The following is an 18,674-nucleotide window of genomic DNA, read 5'->3' as shown; positions in this document are numbered from 1 at the left end:
AGCTTCGCTTGTTATACGAGATCTACGTCCCAACCAGCCTCAATCATGTTTCTACAAGTAGGGGGCGAACGGTTTAGTTGACGGGGTCAAGCCCCACGGGCAGTTACGTTCTACCCTGGCTACTGATATCATAAAACCATATGAAAAATGGTCAACCAGAAATATTTTCTGGCTGAGCTTATAATACGAAGAGTCAGTTTAGTTTAATAACGGATCTGAATATGGTGATTTAACATTAGGGGAACTTAGATGAGAAAAAAATTAAAAAAGACCCAAAAAGGGTCAATTTGATACTGATACATTTGATTTAATAAAAAAATTAATCTTTAAGCTGTCGAAGAACATCATTTACATCAACATGTGATCTTTTCTCAATGATTTTACCATCTTCAATTCGTAACTTCATCATAAGAGAGAATCTAACGGTTTTTCCAGTAGCAGGAACACCCAACAACGGGATACCTGTATGAGTTCCTTCAAAGATAAGATATGCTGCTACTTGATCACCTTCAGCTATTATGGATTGAATAGGCATTTTAAAGCCAGGGAATGCATCAAAGTTTTTTTTCTCTGATTCTACAAGTCCTTCTAAACCAGGAAAAGGTGTATCCAGTTGTGGATAGAATACAAAGTTCTCATGGCAATAATCTTTAAGTGCCTCATAATTTTCTTGTTCGATGGTTTCATAAAAACGACGAACTAATTGTTTATTTGCCTCAACCGACACTGCTATCTCTCCTTTATGACCTGTCCAATATATTTAAAACGTGTATGATTCACCGTCATTTGGTACTAATACATTAGATGCGATTTCTTTTTCTTTAGTAAAGCTCTTCAGTTCCTCTTTAGATAGTCCCCAGTGGTTAACAGCTTCCATGTGAACACAAATGATTTTTGCTTCTGGAGCAGCTTTGTACACTTCATAGACATCATCTTTCCCCATGACTAGAGAACCACCCTGGAAGAATTGATTATCCCCAGCATTTACAACAATTACTTCTGGTTTGTTCGTCTCAATTACTTTTTGGACTTCTTCATACCATACAGTATCTCCTGCAACATATAATGTTTTCTCCGTTGGGTGTTTAAATATAACGCCACATACAAGACCAGCAAGTTTTAAGATTTCTCCTCTTCCATGCTCGCCTTTTGTTTTCACTAATTGGATACCTTCAAACTTTGTATCGTCTTGTAAAACCTCTACATTTTGGAAACCAGCGTTTCGAATCTCTGTCGCATCTTCTTCATTTTGGGCAAATATTTTGGTCTCTTTTGGTAAAGCTTCTTTAGCAGCATCATCCCAATGATCATAGTGCAAATGAGTAACAATAACTGCATCTATATCTTTTATAATATTGTCAATGGATGTTGGTAAGCTTACTAAAGGATTGTTTTGATCTTGCCTTGGCGAATTTGGGAAAGGTGGGTAAGTACCTTTTTCCGCTAACATTGGATCGATTAAAAAATTTTTCCCTGCGTATTCCACAACGATTGTTGCATTACGAATTTGATGTATATTCATGTTTATTATCTCCTTTTGTATAATAATTTCCTTCGAACAATTTATATTCTATACTTATGGTTAATGACCTATACATGGATTAAATAAAGTGTTTTGGTTGTTTGACTTTATTTATGAAAGGAATTAGATAGATGTTAGATAACACGGATCTGCTTATCCTAGATGAACTATCCAAGAACAGTCGTATAACAATGAAAGAGTTAGGTGAGAAAGTCCACTTGACTGGACCAGCTACTTCAGCTAGAGTGGCAAAGTTAGAGGATAGCGGAATCATTGAAGGATATACCATTAAAATTAATCAAGTAAAGTTGGGCTATTCAATTCACGCAATGATAAGTATTATTACAAATAGCTCGTATCACGAACCTTATCTGACATTCTTAAATGCACAAAAAGAATATGTAATAAATAACTATAAAATTAGTGGGGATAGTTGCTACCTTTTAGAATGTAAATTCCCCTCCACTAAAGAATTAGATGAGTTCTTAGTAGGTTTGAATAAGCATGTGAACTATAAATTATCAATAATTATAAATAAATAGTACTTTTTAAAGAGATAATTTGTGAAGAAATATACTTAAAGTAAACCAGCTAATAGTTTGTCAACATTTTTCAATAAAAACTTAAAATTGTTCATGCTATACTAAAATTGGCCATGCCAAATAACCTTCCTAATTTAAACCATTGGAAGGTTTTGTATGGTTTTGTTTTATTTCTTATTTAAGCTATATCTTGGAATGTGGAATGGCTTTTTAAAAGGGCATATATCCACTGTAAGAGCTTATTGGCACATGCGATTATAGCTACTTTGTAAGGCTTTCCTTCTTCCCGTTTTTTATCATAGAACTCACGCAGTTTCTTATTTCTCGGGATGATTTCATTCGTCGTTTTCTTTTTACGACAATCACGGATGGCGCATCGAACGGCCATATACAAGGCGTGACGTAATCTACTCGAACCTCTTTTCGTAATCCGGTTTACAGTGCCTTTAAATCGACCAGACTCATAGATACTGGGATCAATTCCGGCGAATGCTACAAGCTTTTTAGGGTGATTAAACCGATCAATCTCACCAACTTCAGAAATAATCGTTGCCGCGATTTTTTCTCCGATACCAGAGATTGATTGGATAATCTTATATTCTTCCATTTCTTTTGCCAAAGCATCTATCTCATCTTCAAGCTTAGATAGATGCTTTTGGTATTCTATAAGCATTTTGATGTACATTTCGATGCTGAGGATATGGCTTTGATACAGGTTTTTCTGAAAGGGATTTCTAGTTGCTGCTTCTATCAGTTTCTTTGCCTGAGTATTTGCCCAATTCTTAGAACGGCTTTTACATAATTCATCGATTTTATTGGTTAACACTGCTTCATCAGTTGCCAAAACATCTTCCGATGTAGGATATTCCAATAGAGTTAGTAAAGAAACACCTGAATATAAATCCCCAAAAACGCCTCGATACTCAGGGAATACCTGATCGAGCACTGCTTGAAATTGAAGTTTTGTTTGTACATAAATGCCTGTTATATTTTCGTGTTGTCTTGTAAGATTACGAAGATTTAAGAGCTGGATTCCTCGTTTTTTATGAGGCTCCAAATCCTCTTTATAATACAGCTCACAAAGATGATAAGCATCAAGTACATCTGTCTTTACTTTGCGTAAAGAAGAGTTCTTTGCTCGATAAGAGATACGTGGGTTAATGATAATTAATAAATAACCTTTTTCCTCGAAATACTGAACAACGGGTGTATGATAATGCCCAGTAGACTCTAAAACGACCGGAGGTCGAATTCCTGTTAAGTCTTCGATTTCTCTTAGGTATTGGTGTAAGCTCTCTAGTCCTTCAAGGGTATGTGCCACTTTAAAACTGCCTTTGTAAGGCTTCTTTTTTTCCAAGAACGCTTGAACTTGACTTTCACCTTTGGCTACATCCAGACCAACCACTGGATTCATTCTTTATCTCCTCCAATGCGAATATTGCCGGTAACCCCTAATCCTTCTTGCAGTGTCATAGCTTCGCTTGTTATACGAGATCTTGGTCCCAACCAGCCAAATCATGTTTAAGCAAGTAGGGGGCGAACTGTTTACTTGGCGGGATCTCAAGTCCCACGGGGGCTTACGTTCTACCCCGGCTACCGTTATCATAAAACCATATAAAAAATGGTCAACCAGAAATATTTTCTTTTCTGGCTGACCTTATAATACGAACGGGGGCTTTAGTTAAAGATGGATCATAAAAATGATCAAACTTTATTGTAAAAATCACATAATTAATTTAAAGAAAACACTTGATTTTGATCAATCTTTTTTCAAAATCAAGTGTTTTTCGTTTGTTATCAAATATGAATTAATTACGTATTTTTAATCAAACTTTATTCCAAAGTTACACTTAAGCTTATTGTCTTCTAGCTTAACTGTGCGTGTTGGGATTCTAACATAAAGGACGGATATACGAAGAGAGAAGCCTAACTCTGCAAGCAAGGCAAAAAATCCACCAAAGCACTCGATTCAATGGTGGATTTTTTCCTTTTAAATTGGAACTATTTCATCATCTGTCATGAAAAATTGATGGCACTGCAAAAGAGCATTTTTAAATTCTTTTGTTATTCTGCCCGTGCTATAAGCACATACTGATGTAATATCATTCAAAACAATTAATTTATCTATATTTTGTTCATACTGCTCTACTTCCCGGTATGCATCCTGAAGATCTCTCCACTCCACGTGTCCCCACGTTCGAACTGTCTCACTTCTTTCAAGATGGGGTTTTAAGGACTTCGTAAAATGATCGAATACGACGACGGGATTGAATGTTCCATTCGTAAAATAAAAATCAAAATTATTGGTGTAATGAATGCGGGACAGCTGCTCTTTATTTAAGATTGGTTTCAGCTTTTGCTGAAGAAGGGAGAGAAATCTCTGGTTTTCAACCATTAAAATATGGCTGCCCTGTTCAATGCCTGAGACCACGTAGGTGATCGCATTTTCTAAATACTTATTTGGATCTTGAAAAGAATAAAAGATATGCCCGTTGATTGTCTCTAAAGCACTTTTTAGTTCTGGCTTTTTTTCTATTAACATAATAGCCGCCCCTTGTAATGAATTTTTTTATGTTTATAGACAAAACTGCTCAAGCAGCTGATCTGCCGTTTCAAGAGTAACCCCGATGTAGCGAAGTGTGACCGATGGGGCTGAATGGCCAAAGATTTGCTGAAGGGTGGCCACATCTTTTGTTTGCTGGTAAAAGTGATAGCCAAACGTTTTGCGCATGGAATGCGTGCCGGTCGCTCCTTCAATGCCGCACGCCTGTGCAGCATTGTTAATGATCCGCCATGCTGTTTCACGTCCAATGGGGCCGGTGCCTTTTCGAGAAGGAAATAAAAGATCAGAATCTGCCATCTGACGTGTATATTTTTCTATTTCTTGTTTTAGCACACTTGTCATGCGGACTTTTCGGGTCTGGTTCGTTTTTTTCTCTTTAACCTGCAAGTAATCAGTGTTTCGTACGTCTATGACCCGAAGCTTTAAGATATCATTAATACGCAATCCTGAGTTAATGCCAAAGGTAAATAAAAAGTAATCCCGGTAAGATTGATGAAGAAGATATTCTTTTATTATCTGGATTTGTTCGAGGTCTCGAATTGGATTTACCGTGTTTTGTCCTTGTTTTACTGCCAAAAAAGACCCTCCAATTGTTTTCAATATGTCTAGTTAAATGCAACTTTAATATTCAATATGTTGTATTGTAAATCCTTCTTAATTATTGGAAAAAGTACTATTTCCCTGTAGATAGGAGTATCTTCGTTACGTATGCCGTCTGTGAAGGCAGCTTAATGGAGCAGCTTCTGTGTTGTTCTACTAACCTGCCCATCAATTGAACAAAAGAACAGATAAACACTAAATACACTATAAAAACTGTGGAAACCATTGAAATATTGAATTTAAATTATCTGAATAGTGTGTTTTAATAAAAGTAGTATTCATTTTACATTTTTTATATAAAGGGGAGGATAAAGTGGAAGAGAAATTTCAGCCTTCATTTAAACTACAAGCCTTCTTCGAGATAAACAATCAGAAATTTGAAGAGAAGTTATTAGAAGAGGCTGTCAATGTTAAAAACAAAATCAATGAAATTTTATCCATTGGCAATATTGACCTTGTTAATAATGCTCATAAGCTGGTTGTTTATATTCTTGATGGAAAAGTAGAAGAACTTGAATTGTTTGCCAAACAGGAAGGTATAGCATGGGCCACTCATTCCATTGACCTATCCTTCAAATTAGAGTGGGTGCAGGCCATCCGCAGAACGATATGGAACTTTATAGAACAGTATAACGACTTAACAGATGAACAGGTAACGTCGAATTTTTTTCGTTTGGAGAAAGAAATTAATAATCAAGTTGATGCGTTTCTAAATGCCTTTTTTATTAGTTACTCTACATATAAGGATTCTCTAATTAGAGCTCATAGAAAGCTGGTCGAAAATCTATCCGTTCCTATTATTCCAATTAACAATTCTGTTTGTATCCTCCCTGTGATCGGTTCGGTTGATACGTTTCGAACGTCTATTCTTGAGGAAAAGGTTTTAACCGAAATCGGGGTATCGCGTATCCAGACTTTGATCATGGATTTATCAGGAATCGCAGATATGGAACCTCAGGTCATTGATCATTTAACGAAAATTATTGATGGCACTTCCTTGATGGGATGCAACACAGTCATTACTGGATTAAGAGCAGAAGTAGTAAGAAAAATGATACATATGGGACGCTCATTTGATCCTAATACAAGAACACTGGGCACGCTGCAGCAAGCATTAAAAGAATATTTAATAAGCTAGCTGAAATTTAGATGCCTTAATTGAATAAGCTACAGAAAATAAAGCTGAAGCAGCCAAAAAAGACCCTAGATGCTGAACATCTGGGGCTTTCAGTATATAGACAAAGTCTTTCGCTTTTAAAAAAGAGCCGATAAGTGAAGCCTGCCGGACTTCGCGCATCCTAAGGCAGTGCGGTAGCCTCCTCAGCTGCGCCTGCGGGGTCTCCCGACTCACTGTACTTCCCGCAGGGGTCTTCGTCCGGCAGGTTTCACTAAGTGGTATTGAAGATTCGTAAGCAAGGACCAAATATACATTTTCTCTTTTTTAAACAGAAAGATACGATCTTATTAGCCCTATCCAATCTTGTCGCAAGTCACCTGGCGGCGGGAGGGCGGCGCAGACTCCTATGGGACTAGCGGGCAGCGGAGACCGGTGGAACCGCCAGGCGAAGCCGGGCTCAGCGCCTGCCCCATGGAAAGCGGAGCTGCCTGGACGTCGCCTATCCATCTCATTCATGTGCACGGTCATCCATATCATTTGTCTGCAGTCTAAAAGACCTAGATGCGGAAAGTCTGGGGCTTTTCCCATGTACTATTATTTTGTTTATACTCCATGCAGTATGCGGTCCGCACATTACCATTATGCTTGGACATATTAGATGATAAGGTACATGAATATGCAAATTGAAAGGAACAGTTGGAAAATCGCTTTTCCTGTGAATAAGCAGAGAAATGTTAGTTCGATAAAATATCTACAAGTTCAGTTTTCATACAGTACACATACCATTATGCCGTATTTGGATATTTTATAAAGAGAGAATCTATTTCTCTAATAGCAAACAGATTCTCTCTTTATGATATAGTTGAAATTTTACGGGCAATAAAAGTCTTCAAAAACATCACTTTTCATTGCCAGCCTCTATAATATGTTTTAAGCCCTCATATGTTGTGCTGAATATCAATATATTCCTGTTTAAATGGGTCATTAATCTGGCCAATGCAGGAGGAATACCGACAAGAATACATTGAGCGCCAATTAAATTTACGCAATCAATCAATTTTTGCATTTGATATTCTACGTCATTGTTGAATGTATACAAATCACTCAAATTTAATAACACAAACTCAATCTGGTTAGCGCTGCATTCTTCTAATATGGAAGAAATTAATAAGTCGAACCGGTTTACGTTAAACTCACCGATCAAAGGCAATGCAATGGCATTGCTCCATATCTTCAATATAGGAGTGGACAAGGCCTTAATCAGCTTTTCTTTCTCTTTTTCTTCTTCTGCCTTCGTTGTCACATCCATAAGCATCACGACAAAGCCTTCAACAGGCTGGCTGCCTTTTTGTATCGGCGTAATCACAATATCTGCAACGAACTGATCACGTATGGTAATGCGAGCTCGATGGGATCCGGAGAGCTCGTCCATAAATTTTTTCTGCTGTTCTGGTTTACGATGAAAACGACTCATGTTTAACCCAATCATGTCATGGCTGCTTGTCAGTCCAAATAAAGGAGCCACCGTTGAAAGAACCTGGTGGGCCTGAGCATTCATCCATACTACATTATAATCTTTGTCTGCAAGAATAATCGTTTCTCCTATACTGTCTAATGCATGCAGAGGAGAAATATTTTCCGGTATTTTTCCGTATGTACTCATTGGGCTCCTCCTGTTTATATAAATTTTTCGCCACAAGCGGGTCCTTGCTCTTGACCTTATTATAACGTGAACTTCAAAAGGTACACACTAAACATTGACTAAAACGACTAAGTGAAGGCTCTTTCGACAACCGGCGGAAAAACCCCCAGGGCAGGTTAGTAGAAAGAAACCCGGGTATTTCATCTTTAAAATGAGTATGATTGTCTGTCATTAAAACGGTAGAGGTGATTCTCTTTTCTTAAGTAAAACTTTGAAGAGAAACAACAAGGCGCAAAAAGGTAGAGAAAGAAAGCCATCCAAACATTGTACAAACGAATGTCAAGATGGCTTTCATTTATTTAGCAGTTAATTCATCCTCTGTTACCCATTTGTGATTCGTCACTTTTTCACCATCTGTTGTAGTGAAATCGATCATGTACACAGTGGTATTAACCGCAGAATCGATCATGGCTGAGGCACCTTTCATACCTTCCATGTGATCCGCTGCAAGCGTTACTTCGTCTCCAGCTACAAAAGGCTTATCACCGGCATTCTCAATTTCTTCATGAATGACCCACTTATGGTCTTCAACTGGATCGCCGCCATTTGCTGGTGTATATGAAACGGTGTACACTGCTGTATCATATGCACCAACAATTTTGGCTTCCGCGCCTTCCATGCCATCCATATGGCCATGCTGAATGATGGCTGTAGAACCGACTGGATAAGCAGGGTGTGCTGCTTCCTCTAAGCCTTCTGGAACCTCGACGCTGCCGGAGTGATTCATGTTATGGCTGGAATGTGTATCTTCCTCTTCCATTTGCTCCGTTGGTTCAGCTTCGGATTCCACATTTACTTCTTCTGTGTCACCGCAGGCTGCAAGCAAAAACGAGGCGAATAGTGCTGTCCCAACTAATTTTCCTGTTTTTTTGTTCATCAAAACCATCCTTTCGCTTTAATGTTATCTACCTGCCTACCTTATCCAAACTTTTTGCAGTTATTGTGCATTTTTATTTTTTTCTGCACAAAAAATGAATAACTTACTTCTATAATGAGGACAGAATGATCTGGAAGAATAGGGGGCACCCCGTGTTTACAAAATTATCATTAAAAATCGGTTTCTTATTTTTTGCCTGCATCCTGCTGATTGAGTCACTTCTGTTTTATACACTGTATGTCACGCTGGTAAATGACCGGGTGGACGAAGTAATGGAGAGTTTGCTGGCAAGAGGAGAAACACACAGCGCTGTCTTAGCATCCAGCTTTGAAGAAGAAACATTAGAACATGTAGGAATGATGGAAGCTGCATCGAGTCTCATTGTGATTGTAACGGACGCAAAAGGGCAGGTTTTAATCCACTCTGACCCGATTGAACCGGAGATGAAAGCAGTGATAGATAATACGAATTTTTTATCCATGCCTGCTGGCGGTAAAGTAGTTGAAACACATTGGAATGAAAAAAGATACATTGCCTCAGACAGTCCAGTAATGAAAGACGGGAAGCATCTTGGACATGTGTTTATGTTTTCCGGCACAGAAGGTATTGCACGAATGGTGAAGAATCTGCAGCAGCAGTTTTTCTGGATAGGCGTTATGACAGTGGCGTTAACTATAGTAACGATTATGGGGTTGTCCAGGCTGATTACGCTCCCGCTTATTCGAATGAAAAAAGCGACGGAACAGCTGAGCCTTGGCAATCACCATGTAAACTTGATGATTGACCGGAATGACGAACTGGGTGAATTGGCGGCTTCGATTACGAAGCTATCACAGGATCTTGATCAATTGAAAAAGACTCGGCATGAATTTCTGGGCAGCATTTCACATGAACTGCGCACACCGTTAACCTACATAAAAGGATACTCGGACATTTTAAACCGACCCGGCTTGTCTGAAAGCGAAAAAGAGAAATATGCTGCCGTTATTCAGGAAGAAACGGCTCGTTTAACAGACTTTATTCAAGAGCTGTTTGAACTGGCTAAAATGGATCGCCATGAATTTCACATTTCTAAAAAAGAAGAGTCCCTGGATGTCTTGCTTGAATCTACGGTGCATTTTGTCAGCGCCGCTTTTGAACGGGAAGGAAAATCACTATCAGTATCAGGAGATAAAGGTATTCTCATATTGATTGATATGGAGCGGATGCAGCAGGTGCTGCTCAATCTGCTCGACAATGCACGCAAATATTCAGAGGCGGGTTCGCGTGTATCTATCATTGTATCCGAAAAGAATGATGAAGTGACGATTCAAGTGAGAGATGAAGGTATCGGCATTCCAAAAGAAGAGATACCACTTATCTTTGATCGTCTGTATCGTGTCGAGAAATCACGATCGAGAGAAAGCGGTGGATTTGGCATCGGCTTATCGATTGCAAAAGAAATTGTCGAAGCACATGGCGGACTGCTTGAAATTCATAGCGAAGTGGGAATTGGCACGGAAGCAACAATTCGGCTTAAACGCAAGGAGGATCAAAATGGTAAAAATTTTATTAGTTGATGATGAGCAGCGGATGCTCGATTTGATTGCCCTTTACTTGGAACCACACCACTATACATGTTTGAAAGCCAGAAATGGTGAGGAAGCTCTGTCATTAATGAAAAAGGAAGCAATTGACCTTGTTATGCTGGACATTATGATGCCAGGTATGGACGGATGGGCAGTATGCAGGGAAATTCGCTCTTTCTCCGCCGTGCCCATTATCATGCTTACGGCCCGCCAGCAGGAAGAAGATGTCGTCAAAGGTCTTAGGCTTGGAGCAGATGACTATGTAACCAAACCTTTTGGTGAACAGGAGCTTCTTGCCCGGATCGAAGCACTTTTGCGGAGAAGCGTTCCATCAAAGAACATTCAGATAAACGGCCTGAAGTGGGATGAAGAACAGTTTGAAGTCTCTTATGAGGGAAAATCCGTTCGCTTAACGCGAAAAGAGTTTTCTCTGCTCGGTATTTTAATGAGGCACCCAAATAAAGTATTTGAACGTGGCCACCTGTTAGAACTGGTGTGGGGTTACGATACCGAAACAGAAGGGCGAACAGTTGACTCCCACGTGCGGAATATCCGAGAAAAAATCCGTGAAGCTGGATTTCCTATTGATGACCATTTTCAAACAGTTTGGGGAATTGGGTATAAATGGGTAAATTAAGTAATAGAGAATAAGGTGTAAAGGAAAAAATCTCATTAAAATGTATTTTAGAAGCTCTGCCTAAAACAAGCGGGCTGCCAAAAAATAGCCTTCTTTACAGACCTTACGAGCGAAAGCCTACTCCTTCAAGTGTAGGATGATAGCGAGTCGAACCGGGCATGTCTTTTGACGCGTCAAAGGTTCGAATTTTTTTGTTTTTTCAATTTTAGTATTTGCGTATCGAACACCCATTTGGTATACTTGTTCTATAACAGAAAATTGGAAATAAGACTCAAAAGTGGAAACCATTTCACTACGGTTAGAGTTGATGAAACCAACGGAAACAAAGAAACATATGTATCAAAAAATGACCGAATTAAACACATCTTTTTCAAACTGGCTGCTAAGTTATGAAGAACTATCTAAAGCAACGTCTAAGGTCTACAAGCTTTTTTCTCAAGAAAAACTACCTTCGGCAGTGGTAAATCAAACCATCCGTGAAGTGAAATCTAAGAAAAAGAATCAAAAAGCAAAAACGTTTCGCCGTTTTTGGTGCGGTTTTAACAATCAAAACCTCGCTATCGAAAAGGAAAACGGTTTATATAAGCTGTCTTTCCCTACGTTAGAAAAGAGAATTGGTGTGCCGGTTATTGCAGAAGTATATCAGCAGCACTGGCTGGATAAAATTCTTTTCGGGCAGGCAAAACAAGGAGCTGCTGAGCTGTATGAGAAAAAAGGAAAATGGTATATCTCGCTTTCTATTTCCTTTGAGCCAAAACGAGCTGCTGCTTCAATTGGTACGAAAACGCTCTTCTTTCACGGAAACGAGGCTGCTTTCATTCGAAGAACGTTTTCTTCAAGAAGAAAAAAGTTAGGAAAGCGAAAGCTTCTCTCCGTTATTAAAAAATCCAAAAACAAAGAATCACAGTGGATGAAAAATCTAAATCATAAAATGAGCCGGCAAATCGTGAATTTGGCTGCAGAGAACGGTGTTCACTGCATTCGAATGGAAGATTTGACGGGTATTCGCTGTAAAGCAAAATCAAAAAAAGACGCAGGAAGAAACCTGCACTCCTGGTCTCACTATCAGCTTCAAACGTTTATTGAATACAAAGCCAAAATGGCTGGTATTCAAGTCGAGTACGTGAATCCACATCACACTTCCCAAACGTGTAAATGTGGTCATGTTGATAAAAAGAATCGAAAAAGACACACGTTTTCGTGTGTGAAATGTCAATATACACTTCACGCTGATGCCAACGCGTCCATTAATATTTCGAAAGCCATTAGCGGCCTTTCAAAAAAGAAAAACAAGCAAGCAGCTTAACCTAGTCCTGTGGTAACAGCGGGACCGCCTGTAAGGTACATGTATGCCGAAGGCATACATAACGAAGCAGGATGGGCTGATGACACCGCCCTTAACTGAAGGTGAGTTCTAAACAGAAATGGACAGTGAATGGTTTCGCACTTCAGAATCCCGCCCGTTTCACCGCAAGGTGAAGGGCTTGCGGCTTCAGCCGTGGGAGTGTCAATAGGCAAACAAAAACATCTTTCCTTTTTAAGATAAATGTAATTATATCGGTCTAAAATTTTTTGCATAAGTGATAAATTTGTGAACTTTACTTTAGAATATAAGTAAGTCACGTCGTTGTATAATGGAAAAAGAATTTGCTGATTTAAGGAAATGCTAGGTAGATATTGTTATTTCCTTTTGTTTTACAGATAAGCTTGTGCTACAATCATTTTAATTAACATGCAGAAAGGAATGATGGGTGGACGATGATTAACTAATCTTATTTTTCGAATTTGAAACCGCATATTTCAAATCACAAAAAATAGGATTAGTCTGCCCATCTTTAATACGTTATACAGCTATTATTGAAAATAGCTTATTTCATCATGCAAAGGTATGGCTAATCCTTCCAACTAACTGGGAGGGTTTTTTTATTCTCCCTTTATGAAAGGGACGATGATATGAAAGAATTATTAAAGTTATCCAATATGGGTTATGAAATAAGGGACTTCAAGGTTTTTGAGAGAGCAAATGCAAGCGTTCAAAAAAGAGATGTGATCGGTTTAATTGGTAAAAATGGTGCGGGAAAATCCACTTTACTGCAATTAATCCATGGTGACTTAACCCCAACACAAGGACACATAGAGTGGCTGCAGCCAGATCCGAAATTGGTCATGGTTGAACAAGAAACCGAGTCACATTCGTTTAAAGATAAAACACCTTCCGAGGCCAGGCTGTTAGAAAAATGGAGCGTGCCAGAACAAGAGTACTCGCATTTAAGTGGCGGGGAAAAATTGAAAGCACGGCTTGCCCAAGGATTTTCAAAAGATGGCGACCTTTTACTGTTAGATGAACCGACAAACCATCTCGACAAACAAAGTATAGAATTTCTCGCCAGACAAATTAAACATTATAAAGGCACCATTATGTTGGTTTCGCATGATCGTCATTTTTTAGATGCGGTTGCTACGAAAATCTGGTCCATCGAAGGAAAAAAGCTTATAGAACACAAAGGAAATTATTCCAGCTATATGGAGGATCGTAAACAGAAAAGACTCACTCAGCAAGGGGAATATGAAAAACAGCAAAAAATGATTAAACGAATCGAAGACCAAATGTACAATCTTACTTCCTGGTCCCAAAAAGCCCATGCACAATCAACGAAACAGGAAGGAGTAAAAGAATACTACCGGGCAAAAGCAAAGCGAATGGACACTCAAGTAAAATCAAAACAAAAGCGTTTGGAAAGGGAGCTCCAAAGGGCAAAAGTTGAACCGGTTGAGCCAGAATATACGGTGCGTTTTTCCATCAAATCAGATCATAAGACAGGAAAACGCTTTTTAGAAATCAAAAATGTAACAAAGTCATTTAACGGACGAACACTTTTCAGAAACGTCAATTTTACGATTCAGCATGGCGAAAAAGTGTCAATCACAGGTCCAAATGGCAGCGGCAAGACTACGTTATTGAACATAATGCTTGGAAAAGAACCAGCTCAAGGGGAGGTATGGATGTCACCGTCTGCAAATGTTGGCTATTTAACTCAGGAAGTGTTTGATTTACCGCTTGACCAAACTCCAGAGCAGCTTTTTATCCAGGAAACATTCGAGGCGAGAGGAAGGGTTCAAACCTTAATGAAGCATTTAGGATTTACAGCTTCTCAGTGGGCAGAACCCATTCGACATATGAGCATGGGAGAGCGTGTGAAGTGCAAGTTGATGAAATATATTTTAGAAGAAAAAGATGTGCTTATTTTAGATGAGCCGACCAATCACCTGGACCTGCCTTCACGCGAACAGCTCGAGGATACCCTAGCGCAGTATAACGGAACGTTAATCGTTGTTTCTCATGATAAGCATTTTGTAGAAAAAACGACCAGCAGTAAACTTGTTATAACGAAATCTACCGTGCAAAAACAACTGGATAAAGTGCAGCCCAAAAAGAGATAATCTGGCTGAATTACGGTTAAAGCTTGAAACAGAAAGACAAGAAGTGTTAGGAAAGCTGAGCTTTATGACCCCAAAGGATGCAGCATACGCAGAGCTTGACCAGAAATTCAATGAACTTACGAAGCAAATAAATGAACTTTCATAAAGAATCTTATAAAAAAGTTCCTTCTTCAACTGATTTTACTCCAGCTGAAGAAGGAATCGTGCAAAGTCGAAAAGGTCTTTCTAAGTTTAATTTAGTTGTTCATAAACGCTGCCAAGTAACAAGGAGGATAAGAGACTGAAAGATTCCATGCGTATCCAGCTGCTTGCACGCCTATGTCAGCATCTCTTTCTTCTTTTATTACAATCTCCAATTTTCGGCCAGTTTATCTTGATCAAACGGATAACGATAAGAATAGCTGTTGATTTTAATGTATTTCCTTTTTTAAAATATAGATACTTTTTTAGAAAAATATTGTAATTCCAAACAAATCCTTGTACAATAAGCACAGTAATGAAACCGCTTTAAAACTCCTTTATGTGTCCACTTAACCAGCTTTCTATCATTTCTCATAGCTGGGCTTATAGATGTATCTTAGGCATTCTAATGCAATCCAGGTACATCCCTGTAAAATATAAAACTATTCTTTAACCAGTATTTCATCGAAACGATTTTTTAATAGGGAATTATGCTAAGAAGGAACCAGCCTATAGGGTGAGTTCTTTTTGGTCATGCTCTATTTGCTTGTCGACTTATCAGAATATATAAAATATTTTGTCTATTTTTGTCGAATGTAGAGGTGTTGAATGTAGAGGTGTAGAAATCTATTAATTGGAGCTTACAAGGTGATACGCGGAATCCAGCTAACTTGCATACTAGGTCAAAATGAATATATAGAAGAGAAAAGGAGATGGAGCAACATGACAAAACAAAAATGCGTTGCCATGCTTTTGGCGGGAGGACAAGGAAGCAGATTAAAAGAACTGACAGAAAATCTGGCAAAACCAGCAGTGCCATTCGGCGGGAAATACCGGATTATTGATTTTCCACTGTCAAACTGTGCTCACTCAAGTATCCAAACGGTTGGCGTTCTAACGCAGTACCAGCCGCTTGTTTTAAACTCTTATATCGGAAATGGCCGGGCATGGGATTTAGACCGCAGCAACGGGGGAGTCACGGTTTTGCCGCCTTATGCTAGTGCTTCAGAAATCAATTGGTACACGGGTACAGCGAGTGCCATTTATCAGAACTTCAACTATCTCCAGCAATATGACCCGGAGCATGTACTCATTTTATCCGGTGATCACATTTATAAAATGAACTACGATTTAATGCTAGACTACCATATTAAACAAAAAGCAGATGTAACCATTTCTGTGATTGAAGTGCCATGGAGCGAAGCAAGCCGCTTTGGCATTATGAATACAGACGAAAACTACAAGGTTACGCGCTTTGATGAAAAGCCAAAGAAACCGGAAAGCAACCTGGCTTCAATGGGCATTTATATTTTTAAATGGTCTGTTTTAAAGAAATATCTGGAACAGGATGCAAGCAATCCGGATTCTTCTAATGACTTCGGAAAAGACGTAATTCCAGCCATGCTTGAAGATCAGCAAAAACTAGTTGCTTATCCGTTTAAAGGCTATTGGAAAGACGTAGGCACAATCGAAAGCCTTTGGGAAGCCCATATGGATCTGCTAAGCGATGAAAATGAGCTGAATCTGCATGATCGTTCCTGGCCTATTTACTCGGCCAACAAGAGCCTGCCGCCGCAGGTAACAGGGAAAAATGCCTGCGTTAAGCATTCCATCTTAAATGAAGGATGTATCATTGACGGCGAAGTTCAATTCTCTGTCGTATCTCAGAATGTAACCGTTGATGCAAAAGCGGTTGTGAAAGATTCAGTGGTGATGCCAAATGCGTACATAGGAAAAGGTGCGTTTATTGAGCGAGCAATCGTGATGGAAAACGTTGAAGTGCCGGAAAACATGGTGATTCGGAATGAATCGGCGGACATCTTGCTGATCACAAAGGATTTTGTGGCGGCCCATGCAAAAGAGTCACTTAACGTCTAAGCGTAATTGAGCGCAGGCACCTTGGGGGGAGCTGGCTTTCTAGCGTATGGAATGGAAAGTGCTGTCCGAGCATTTTGGTAGAATTGCTGGCTGAATCATGATAAATTCAACAGTATCTTTTCGTCCAATGAAATGTAGTTCTATGTTTCATTGGGTGTATCAGGACAATTTTACAAAAATATCGGAAGCAAACATATAAAAGCTGGTTTCGTTTGATGAGAAAGGATGACAGAGATGGCAAAGAAGATAGCGGAAGTAGGCAGCATCATTGAATTCCATAATGGAATCAAAGGCGTCGTTCAAAAAGTGAATGAAAACTCGGTTATTGTGGCGATTACGGAAAATCAAACGCCACTTGAATATGAAGGAAACCGCACGGTGGTTAATCATAAAAGGTACACAGTTGTTTCTTAATAATGAAAAAGGGCAAACAGACTTCAATGTCTGTTTGCCCTTTTGTTTTTTGTAGAATACTTATTGATTAGTATCTAATAATCCTATCTTCAAAAAGGCTTTAAGGAAGCTTTTTACGGTAAAACACGGATGATTATAAAAGGAGGAAATACTGGAACAGTTATCTTTCTTTCCAGTCATCCATGATGGATTCCACTTGCTTTTTGTCCACGATATTAACCGCAAAATAAACAATATCCTTATATGTCATCTTCCGGATGGGATTTTGAGCCGCGTTATGCAGGTCTCTCAAAACGATGATATCCGGCAGGGTAAAAGCCACTAAGATAATGCTCTTTTTTCCGCTTATGCCCCAGGTGCCTCCTGTACCCAAAACAAGAGGCAGGGGATCCTGTCGGTTTCTAACATAATCATATACCCATTCTTGTTCGCTTAGCGCTTTTTTATTCACAGAGATCGTCTTCCCTTTATTTAAACTACGTTCATTCGGTTTTACATTTATTATGAAGAGAAAATGAAAACTTATGCGGGACCAACATACAAAGGATGATTATTGCAATAAGCCGGATTTGGTTATTGTGGGGAATTTGTTTTTTAGTAGTGATTTTCTTCTTTTAAAAAAGAACTGACTATGAAGAGAAGGAAGATATAGATGTAACATCATATTTTTGTAAGAAGTAGATGGATATACGTGTGTAGATGCATATACAAAATATGAGGTTGTGTTTAAGAACAATAAATGGGGATATGAAGCTGCTGTTGTTTTATCCTAATACTTTTCGTACAAACATCCCAACTCCAATATATCTAAACAATTTTGCAGTCAGGTTTCCCGCCTGGCTTTTTTCTTTTTTAGAGAAGATTTTTCGTCATTGTGGCTTGAAAATGTACAAAGTAGTCGTCAAAGGATAAATACAAAAACGCTTTCTCACTTTACTATTTGAATTAGAAAGGAAAGACGCCGATGAAAACGATCGTAATTATTGATGGCGATTACCTAGTAATCGCTTTATACAGAAAGGGGCAGTGACAAGAAATAAGAAGAAAAGTCACCCTTTTTAGTAATCGCTTTCTTTAATGATTGATTATAGGGAGGGGATTTTAAATGAAAACAGCGAGTAAATGGATCACGGTTTTTATTTTATTATTGTCAGTTGTACTAGCAGGATGCAGCGGGGAAGACAGCAATAAAAAAACAATCGGTATTTCCCTGCAGAACTTTAGTGATGAATTCCGTACCTATATTATCGATGCGATGGAAGAAGAACAAAAAAAGCATCCTGATATTGAATTTGTTTACGCAGATGCTCAAAACGACAGTTCGACTCAAAAAGGGGATATTGAAAACTTTGTTGCGCGCGGCGTAGATGCCATTATTTTCACGCCAGTTGATACCGTCGCGGCCATGGATATTGTCAGGGTCTGAATCGATTGAATCTGGCATTTTGCAAATGGAAGAAGTCGCAAAACTGCTGAATGGAAAAGGAAATATCGCCATTATAGATGGTACACTGGGCCATGAAGCACAAATTAAGCGGACAGAAGGAAATATGCAGATTATTAAAGAACATCCAGACATGAAAGTAGTCAAACAAGGATCCGCAAACTAAACTGGTCACGTCCGGAAGGTATG

At 38.9% G+C, this 18,674-nt stretch carries 15 protein-coding genes and 2 pseudogenes; 9 read left to right on the top strand and 8 right to left on the bottom strand.

Annotated features, from left to right (window positions below; all coding sequences use genetic code 11):
- Nucleotides 1-319: 319 nt before the first annotated feature.
- Nucleotides 320-727, bottom strand: coding sequence for an ester cyclase (locus tag RG959_RS17620; protein WP_342798231.1), 408 nt, complete (start codon nt 725-727; stop codon nt 320-322).
- Nucleotides 728-760: 33 nt separating this feature from the next.
- Nucleotides 761-1,522: an MBL fold metallo-hydrolase gene (locus RG959_RS17615; protein WP_342798230.1), complete on the bottom strand. Its 762-nt coding sequence runs from the start codon at nt 1,520-1,522 to the stop codon at nt 761-763.
- 131 nt (nt 1,523-1,653) lie between these two features.
- On the opposite strand from RG959_RS17615, the gene RG959_RS17610 reads away from it, so the two are divergent.
- The gene (locus tag RG959_RS17610; protein ID WP_335395828.1) at nt 1,654-2,064 is read left to right on the top strand and encodes an Lrp/AsnC family transcriptional regulator; all 411 of its coding nucleotides are present in this window, start codon (nt 1,654-1,656) and stop codon (nt 2,062-2,064) included.
- A gap of 178 nt (nt 2,065-2,242) precedes the next feature.
- Here the strand turns inward: RG959_RS17610 and RG959_RS17605 are convergent, their stop codons facing one another.
- From RG959_RS17605 to RG959_RS17595, 3 genes are all read right to left on the bottom strand, one after another.
- On the bottom strand, nt 2,243-3,478 hold the full coding sequence (locus RG959_RS17605; RefSeq protein ID WP_342798229.1) for an IS110 family RNA-guided transposase: 1,236 nt from the start codon (nt 3,476-3,478) through the stop codon (nt 2,243-2,245).
- Between the two features lie 576 nt (nt 3,479-4,054).
- Nucleotides 4,055-4,606, bottom strand: coding sequence for an MEDS domain-containing protein (locus RG959_RS17600; RefSeq protein ID WP_342798228.1), 552 nt, complete (start codon nt 4,604-4,606; stop codon nt 4,055-4,057).
- 33 nt (nt 4,607-4,639) lie between these two features.
- Complete coding sequence (locus RG959_RS17595) at nt 4,640-5,203, bottom strand: site-specific integrase (RefSeq protein ID WP_342798227.1); 564 nt, start codon at nt 5,201-5,203, stop codon at nt 4,640-4,642.
- A 337-nt stretch (nt 5,204-5,540) separates the two neighbouring features.
- On the opposite strand from RG959_RS17595, the gene RG959_RS17590 reads away from it, so the two are divergent.
- On the top strand, nt 5,541-6,365 hold the full coding sequence (locus tag RG959_RS17590; RefSeq protein ID WP_342798226.1) for an STAS domain-containing protein: 825 nt from the start codon (nt 5,541-5,543) through the stop codon (nt 6,363-6,365).
- Nucleotides 6,366-7,242: 877 nt separating this feature from the next.
- Here RG959_RS17590 and RG959_RS17585 read toward each other — a convergent pair.
- A complete protein-coding gene (locus tag RG959_RS17585) occupies nt 7,243-8,007 on the bottom strand; it encodes an STAS domain-containing protein (protein ID WP_342798225.1) in 765 nt (254 codons plus the stop codon).
- A 334-nt stretch (nt 8,008-8,341) separates the two neighbouring features.
- A complete protein-coding gene (locus tag RG959_RS17580) occupies nt 8,342-8,923 on the bottom strand; it encodes a YdhK family protein (RefSeq protein ID WP_342798224.1) in 582 nt (193 codons plus the stop codon).
- Between the two features lie 152 nt (nt 8,924-9,075).
- Here RG959_RS17580 and RG959_RS17575 point away from each other — a divergent pair, with 152 nt between their 5' ends.
- The 6 genes and pseudogenes from RG959_RS17575 (at nt 9,076) to RG959_RS17550 (ending at nt 17,041) form a co-directional block, all read left to right on the top strand.
- Nucleotides 9,076-10,482, top strand: a complete 1,407-nt coding sequence (locus RG959_RS17575) for a sensor histidine kinase (protein ID WP_342798223.1) — start codon at nt 9,076-9,078, stop codon at nt 10,480-10,482.
- Nucleotides 10,460-11,128, top strand: coding sequence for a response regulator transcription factor (locus tag RG959_RS17570; protein ID WP_342798222.1), 669 nt, complete (start codon nt 10,460-10,462; stop codon nt 11,126-11,128). Before RG959_RS17575 ends, RG959_RS17570 begins: the two co-directional genes overlap by 23 nt.
- A gap of 277 nt (nt 11,129-11,405) precedes the next feature.
- Nucleotides 11,406-12,434, top strand: coding sequence for an RNA-guided endonuclease InsQ/TnpB family protein (locus RG959_RS17565; RefSeq protein WP_342798221.1), 1,029 nt, complete (start codon nt 11,406-11,408; stop codon nt 12,432-12,434).
- Nucleotides 12,435-13,081: 647 nt separating this feature from the next.
- A pseudogene (abc-f, locus tag RG959_RS17560) lies at nt 13,082-14,714 on the top strand (ribosomal protection-like ABC-F family protein).
- A 758-nt stretch (nt 14,715-15,472) separates the two neighbouring features.
- Nucleotides 15,473-16,627 carry a glucose-1-phosphate adenylyltransferase gene (locus RG959_RS17555; RefSeq protein ID WP_342798220.1) on the top strand — a complete coding sequence of 385 codons (1,155 nt, stop codon included), beginning with the start codon at nt 15,473-15,475 and terminating at the stop codon, nt 16,625-16,627.
- Nucleotides 16,628-16,861: 234 nt separating this feature from the next.
- Nucleotides 16,862-17,041: a DUF2187 family protein gene (locus RG959_RS17550; protein WP_342798219.1), complete on the top strand. Its 180-nt coding sequence runs from the start codon at nt 16,862-16,864 to the stop codon at nt 17,039-17,041.
- 160 nt (nt 17,042-17,201) lie between these two features.
- Here the strand turns inward: RG959_RS17550 and RG959_RS17545 are convergent, their stop codons facing one another.
- Nucleotides 17,202-17,492 (bottom strand): hypothetical protein, encoded by a 291-nt coding sequence (locus RG959_RS17545; protein ID WP_342798218.1) that lies wholly within the window; start codon nt 17,490-17,492, stop codon nt 17,202-17,204.
- 654 nt (nt 17,493-18,146) lie between these two features.
- Here RG959_RS17545 and RG959_RS17540 point away from each other — a divergent pair.
- Nucleotides 18,147-18,651: pseudogene (locus tag RG959_RS17540) on the top strand (substrate-binding domain-containing protein).
- Nucleotides 18,652-18,674 lie beyond the last annotated feature (23 nt).

The organism is Domibacillus sp. 8LH (assembly GCF_038806185.1).
In the GTDB taxonomy this organism is placed as follows: Bacteria; Bacillota; Bacilli; order Bacillales; family Domibacillaceae; genus Domibacillus; species Domibacillus indicus_A.
Note: the sequence above shows the minus strand (reverse complement) of the source record. Positions and strands in the feature narration are given on the sequence as shown.

Coding starts and splice junctions, on each gene's coding strand:
- RG959_RS17615 (WP_342798230.1), bottom strand. CDS start 1,522: ATGAATATACATCAAATTCGTAATGCAACAATCGTTGTGGAATACGCA.
- RG959_RS17610 (WP_335395828.1), top strand. CDS start 1,654: ATGTTAGATAACACGGATCTGCTTATCCTAGATGAACTATCCAAGAAC.
- RG959_RS17605 (WP_342798229.1), bottom strand. CDS start 3,478: ATGAATCCAGTGGTTGGTCTGGATGTAGCCAAAGGTGAAAGTCAAGTT.
- RG959_RS17600 (WP_342798228.1), bottom strand. CDS start 4,606: ATGTTAATAGAAAAAAAGCCAGAACTAAAAAGTGCTTTAGAGACAATC.
- RG959_RS17585 (WP_342798225.1), bottom strand. CDS start 8,007: ATGAGTACATACGGAAAAATACCGGAAAATATTTCTCCTCTGCATGCA.
- RG959_RS17580 (WP_342798224.1), bottom strand. CDS start 8,923: ATGAACAAAAAAACAGGAAAATTAGTTGGGACAGCACTATTCGCCTCG.
- RG959_RS17570 (WP_342798222.1), top strand. CDS start 10,460: ATGGTAAAAATTTTATTAGTTGATGATGAGCAGCGGATGCTCGATTTG.
- RG959_RS17555 (WP_342798220.1), top strand. CDS start 15,473: ATGACAAAACAAAAATGCGTTGCCATGCTTTTGGCGGGAGGACAAGGA.
- RG959_RS17550 (WP_342798219.1), top strand. CDS start 16,862: ATGGCAAAGAAGATAGCGGAAGTAGGCAGCATCATTGAATTCCATAAT.